The 6,415-nt window shown below is 33.8% G+C and carries 5 protein-coding genes; all 5 read left to right on the forward strand.

The genetic code is table 11. The features are described 5' to 3' along the window. Positions 1-337: 337 nt before the first annotated feature. The 5 genes from ACYQ2O_RS09765 to ACYQ2O_RS09785 all read left to right on the forward strand — a co-directional run bounded on the left by ACYQ2O_RS09765 (position 338) and on the right by ACYQ2O_RS09785 (position 6,063). Positions 338-1,324, forward strand: a complete 987-nt coding sequence (locus tag ACYQ2O_RS09765; protein ID WP_346025230.1) for a LacI family DNA-binding transcriptional regulator — start codon at positions 338-340, stop codon at positions 1,322-1,324. Between the two features lie 127 nt (positions 1,325-1,451). Continuing rightward, complete coding sequence (locus tag ACYQ2O_RS09770; RefSeq protein WP_346025229.1) at positions 1,452-2,777, forward strand: ABC transporter substrate-binding protein; 1,326 nt, start codon at positions 1,452-1,454, stop codon at positions 2,775-2,777. A gap of 117 nt (positions 2,778-2,894) precedes the next feature. Continuing rightward, on the forward strand, positions 2,895-3,764 hold the full coding sequence (locus ACYQ2O_RS09775; protein WP_346025231.1) for a carbohydrate ABC transporter permease: 870 nt from the start codon (positions 2,895-2,897) through the stop codon (positions 3,762-3,764). Continuing rightward, entirely contained in the window at positions 3,754-4,596 is an 843-nt protein-coding gene (locus tag ACYQ2O_RS09780) for a carbohydrate ABC transporter permease (protein WP_346025228.1), read from the forward strand. Before ACYQ2O_RS09775 ends, ACYQ2O_RS09780 begins: the two co-directional genes overlap by 11 nt. Positions 4,597-4,602: 6 nt before the next feature. Further along, positions 4,603-6,063, forward strand: coding sequence for a glycoside hydrolase family 32 protein (locus tag ACYQ2O_RS09785; protein WP_346025227.1), 1,461 nt, complete (start codon positions 4,603-4,605; stop codon positions 6,061-6,063). Positions 6,064-6,415: the final 352 nt, after the last annotated feature.

The raw sequence follows: 6,415 nt of genomic DNA on the forward strand, positions 1-6,415 counted from the left end.
TTTAGAACCATCTTCCATCTAGTTCTATTTTACACAGAAACAGCACGGAATGACCAAGCGATAACCAAGATATTTAATTATCAAAGAACTAAAGTGAATGGATCATCAAAAGCGACTTTTTGAAATTTTTCTCCCCCATGGGGGAGAAAGCTCCATTCTTTCAAACAGTTAATCAATCAACTAAGTTAAGAACAATTCTTAACTACAAACTTATTATACGAGGGGGGGAAGAGGTGCCTTTTTGTATTTTAATTGATAGAGCAACGATAGTTGCATTAAAACAACACGAAAAAACAAAAAAATTGGTAATTACTTCTGAAAAAAAGGGAGAAAAAGTATGAAAAATACCACTATAAAAGACGTTGCTAAAAAAGCAGAAGTTTCTGTAACTACTGTATCGAGAGTACTTAACAATAGAGGATACATTAGTGATGAAATGAAAGATAAAGTCATGAAAGCAGTAGATGAGTTAAATTATACACCGAATGAAATTGCAAGGTCTTTTTTTACAAATGAAACCAAGTTTATTGCGTTGATTATTCCGACTACTAAAAATCCTTATTTCGGGGAATTAACTTTCCATATTGAAAAGTTGCTTGCTCAGAATGGTTATAATTTATTTATCTGCAATAGTTTAAATGATATAAAGAATGAGAAGAAGTATTTAAAGTTATTAAAAGAAAGAAGAGTAGATGGCATAATAGTGGGGTCTCATAATATTGATATATCTGAATACAAGAACTTAGAAAATAAAATCGTGTCAATTGAAAGAGAAATTACTCAGGAGATTCCAATAATTCAAAGTGATAATTATCTGGGTGGAGAATTGGCTACAAAAGAATTAATCAATAATAGCTGTAAAAGCATATTATGTGTTGTTGGAGATAAAAATATACTAACCCCAGCAAACGATCGATCTGAAGCATACAGAAAAGTAGTCTCTGAGCATGGATTAAAGTCCAATATAATTGAAATTCCTTTTAACTATTCTTTTGATAAAAAGATTGAAATAATTAAGTCAATTTTATTAACGGAAAAGTATGACGGGGTATTTGCAGGAGACGATGTGATGGCTAAACTCTTTATTAATGCTGCAAAAGATTTAGGTATTGAAATCCCGAAAAAATTAAAAGTAATAGGTTTCGATGGAACAGAAATGATAAGGCTTTTAAATCCTGAAATAAGTACTATTAGACAGCCCATAGACCTTCTTGCTAAAGGCGCTGTTGAAGCGTTAATTAATTTAATAAATGGAAGAGAAGTTGAAAAACAAATTATTTATCCTGTAGAGTTAATTTCTTCAAATACGACTAGGCTAACTTAAATATTGCTAGTGCAGTAGAGTGTACTAGCAATATTTAAAAAAGAATATGTCAAGCGGTTGACATATGAAACCGGATGACATATACTTTAATTGTTAAATAAAACGGTTTCACATAGGAGGAAATAATATGTTGAATAAGCTTAAGTTACTTTCTTTATTAGGTACGGGATTTTTTATGCTTGGATGTGGAAATGGAGAAAACAATGAGAATGCTGATTCTTTTGACTCTGAAACCCCAGATGGTCAAAGTGGAGATGCAAATGAAATAACTATGTGGGTTCAATTTTCTGAAGAATCTGCTGAAGGTCAAGTAATGGTCGATTCGATTAATGAGTTTAATGAATCTAACGAAGATGGATTGACAGCTTCAGTAAGATACATTCCCAGAAGTGGGGCTGGTGGAGGTTACGAGGATGTAATTAATGCTGCATTAACTACCGACACATTACCAGATGTTATTACATTAGATGGGCCAAATACAGCAGCTTATGCTAATTCTGGAATACTACAATCTCTTGATGGAATGTTATCCAATGTAGATGATTTTTTACCTAGTATAATTGAACAAGGTACGTTCGAAGATGAATTGTATGCTATCGGGTTTTCAGAATCAAGTGTAGGCGTCTTCTACAATGAAGATATGTTACAGGAAGCAGGAATTGATACATCTAACTTACCGACCGTAGATAATCCGTGGGACTGGAATGAATTTAATGATATGTTAGAAACTTTACATGGATATTTTGATGGGCCTGTTATTGATGTTGGTTTTGATGATCAATCAGAATGGTTAATGTATGCATTCTCACCATTCGTATGGTCAGCTGGTGGAGAAATTACAAATGAATCTGGAACTGAGTCTGTTGGATATTTCGATTCAGAAGAGACTGCATCAGCTTTTGACTTTATTCAAGGTTTAGTAAGCGAAGGCTACTCTACAATCACACCAGTTGATTTTGGCTTCCATACTGGAGAATACGCTCTATTGTTGAGTGGTTCATGGACAATACAGCAACTTGAAAGTGAATATCAAGACATAGAGTACGGTATCATGCCGTATCCTGTTTCTCCAGAAACAGGAGAGTTAGTAAGTCCCACGGGTAGTTGGGCGTACGGCATGACAACTTCAACTGACAACCCTGAAGGTGCTGCTGCTTTAATTGATTTTCTAACTTCCGAAGAGCAATTGTACAATATGAGTATGGGGAACTCAGTTTTACCTGCTAGACAGTCTGTAGCTGATAGAATGCTTGAAGAGGTAGATGAGCCAATGCAAGTCTTAATTGAGCAAAATTCACGTACCGGGCGAGCAAGACCTGTATTAATTAATTATCCTCAAGTAAGCAGAACCTTCCAAGAAACTGTGACAGAAGTATCTTATTATGAACAAAACCCAGATGTTTCAGAGTTACTAGATTTAAAAGCGCAAGAGATAGAAGGACATTTAGAATAAGCAGTTAAAAGCTAGGCTTCGCTCAGCTTTTAGTTCTATGTTAGACAAGGGGGAAGTTGAATGGTTACTAAATCTGATTTATTAAATACTAATACTAGAAAACTCAATAAAAATATGATGAAAGAAAATATTATTGGATATGCTTTCTTATTGCCGGCTTTAATTATTATTGGTTTATTTATGTTTTTACCATCTATGATGTCTTTATACTATTCATTGACTGATTATCATATGCTAACTCCTCAATTAACTGAATTTATTGGTCTTGAGAATTTCAGAAGAATGTTCAATGATCGTTTAATGAGACAAAGCATTATGAATATTTTTCAGTTTGTTATTTTCATTATGCCTATTCAAGTTGGGACTGCATTAGGTTTAGCGCTATTAGTAAATCGAAGAAGTAGAAGTACTTTATTTTATAAAGTAGCTTTCTTCTCACCTGTAGTTATGTCACTAGTTGTTGTTTCAGTTCTTTGGCTGTATCTTTTAAATCCCTCATCTGGATTAATAAATGGAATATTAGTAAGGGTGGGTGTTTCTCCTCAACCATTTTTAAGTAGCCCGGATCAAGCGATGTATGCAATTATAGTTGTGTCGGCTTGGCAAGGGGCGGGATTTCAAATGCTGATTTTTCTAGCCGGTTTACAGAATATACCCAATGAAATTTACGAAGCAGCTAGAATAGATGGTGCTTCTAAGTGGCAACAATTTTTAAATGTAACATTACCTATGCTTAAGCCAACATCTCTATTGATTCTTACAACAACTTTGATTGATGCATTTAAGTTGATTATTCAGCCTATGGTAATGACACAAGGGGGCCCTTTGAACTCTACGATGACCCCTGTGTACTATATTTACAGAACTGGTTTTACCGATAGACAAGTAGGTTTTGCCAGTGCATTAACAGTTGTATATGGTGGAGTTATAATCATGTTCACCTTGCTTCAGCGTAAGTTCATAGGAGGGGACACAAATGAGCAATAAAACGCAATCAATTCTATTTCATATTTTAAGTATTATGCTGGCTATTTTATTTATCTTTCCATTAGTGTGGATGATAGTATCTTCCATGAAGCCAGAAGCAGAAATTTTTCGTGATATGGGAACAATTCGAGCATTTCTTCCTGCGGGGCATGTTAGTGAATGGTTTACACCATATGATGCAATCTTTAGTCGTTTTAATATTGTTAGATATATTTCAAATAGTTTATTCTATGCTATTAGTGTAACTTTGGGTTCAATAATAGTGAATTCGTTGGCGGGATTTGCGTTTGCAACAGTTGACTTTAAGTTCAAAAAAATCATATTTGCATTAATGATAGCTTTGCTGGTAATTCCAGGTGAAACAATAATAATTACTAGATTTGTAGTTACCCAACGTCTAGGGGTGTTAGACACTCCATTGGCTGTAATTTTACCTTTAATTTCTACTCCGCTATATATTTACATGTTCACTATTTTCTTTAGAGCAATATCAACTGAATTGCAGGAAGCGGCAACACTAGAGGGAGCCTCTAAGTTTCAAATTTACTGGAGAATAATGTTACCCATGTCTAAACCAGCTATAGCTACAGTTGGGACCTTGTCTTTTATTATGAGCTGGAATGACTATATTTGGCCACTAATGGTACTGACAAATTCTCAGAGACATCCTTTACAGGTAGCTATAACTAATCTCAACAATACTGAACCAGTGTATATTAACCAAGTGATGGCTATCTTAACTATTTCAACTATTCCTTTGATTTTAATATATGTCTTTTTCCAAAAATACTTAGTACAAGGACTTAGCAGTTCTGGAACAGGAGTGAAATAATAAAATATGAATTATTCTTTAAATAACGCAAATCAAATTGTAAAAGAAAAAAAGAACGAGGTGAATAAGCAATATTATCCAACATTTCATTTTGCTCCAACAGTAGGTTGGATGAACGATCCTAATGGAGTTTCTTTCTATCAAGAATACTATCATTTATTCTATCAATACTATCCTTATGATTCGCAGTGGGGTCCTATGCATTGGGGACATGCTAAGAGTAAGGATGGATTGAAGTGGGAGCATCTACCGGTAGCTTTAGCTCCTGATGAGAACTACGATAAAGGGGGCTGTTTTTCTGGGAGCGCAATAGAAAAGGATGGGATTTTGTATCTAATGTATACAGGTCATTTGCCCAACGAAGAAGACGAAACACTAACTAGGCAAAATCAAAATATCGCTTTTTCTGAAGATGGTGTAAATTTTGTGAAGTATGAAAATAATCCTGTTCTTAGTGAAGAAGATGTACCTTCAGGAAGTTCTGTAGTAGATTTTAGAGATCCTAAAATAGTAGAAAAAAATGGTACCTATTATTGTGTGATTGGATCGAAGACTGTGAATAATGAAGGCCAAGTATTACTCTATAAATCAAATGATTTATTTAACTGGGAATTTGTATCAGTAGTATTGGAACATAATAAGTATTTAGGTTCTATGGTAGAGTGTCCAGATTTACTATTATTTGAGAAGAAACAAGTTTTTATGTTGAGTGCGATGGATTATACTGATGAAGTCACAAAGGTTTTTTATCCTCACATAACTTGGATAATTGAAGGAGAAATGGATTGGAATAAGTACAAGTTTGAAGTTAGTAAGGTTTATGAAATGGATAAAGGGCTAGACTTCTATGCTCCTCAGTCAGTAAGGATTGGAGAACAATATGTAGCTTTTGCTTGGATGCAAGGTTGGAATAGGACATTACCAACGCATGATAATAAACATCTTTGGGCAGGTCAAATGAGTCTTCCAAGAACTATCGCAGAAGAAGGACTTTCTCTTAAATTTAATTATCTGGAAAATATAAAAGATCAAATAAAAGAAGATCTGGTAATATCAAACTTTGATTTTGAAGAAGAACTTATTATAGGTAACCCAGTAGAGTACTTAAAAGTTAAAATTTCTAATCAAGTGATAAATAATTTTGAAATTACCTTTTCGAATGAACTAAATGAGCAATTAAAATCCATAATAGAAAATAATACAGTGGTATTTTCAAGAGAAAGCTTAAATGTCGAGATTAGAGACTATAAACAAGATAAATTGAGTGAGACAAAAAGAACTAATTATAAAGGAGATTTTGTTGATATAGAATTTTTTGTTGATAAATCGTCTATAGAGATATTTATCAATGGTGAATCATCTATAACGAGCACTTATTATATGGATTCTCCCATTACAAATGTACTATTAAGCTCAACGGACACATTAAAAATAGATACTATAGTTACTGGGGATATTTCCAAGTGATATGTACAATAACCTTTAATTAGGTGGTAGAAAGTGTATTAAGCTAATTTAAAGGCTACTGGGTTTTGCAGTCAAAAAAATAAACAGAAACTCCTGAATCCGGTCTAAGATGAACCGCGCTCAGGAGTTTTTATTTGACAAATGCATCTTGACAACTTTGAATTTGCCCAAAATTTATAACAACACTTTATATACCAAAAGCTCGAGGAATTCACATGTGGAAAACATGGAAGCCTCGAGCTTTTTGACTGTCCACAGCAAAAATCTGTGGACAAAATGCACCCTGTTGCGTGTTATAATTGATTCACCACAAAACAAAAAAACAGAACAGGAACTGAGGTTATTTTACCAT

The organism is Alkalibacterium sp. m-11 (genome assembly GCF_054658155.1).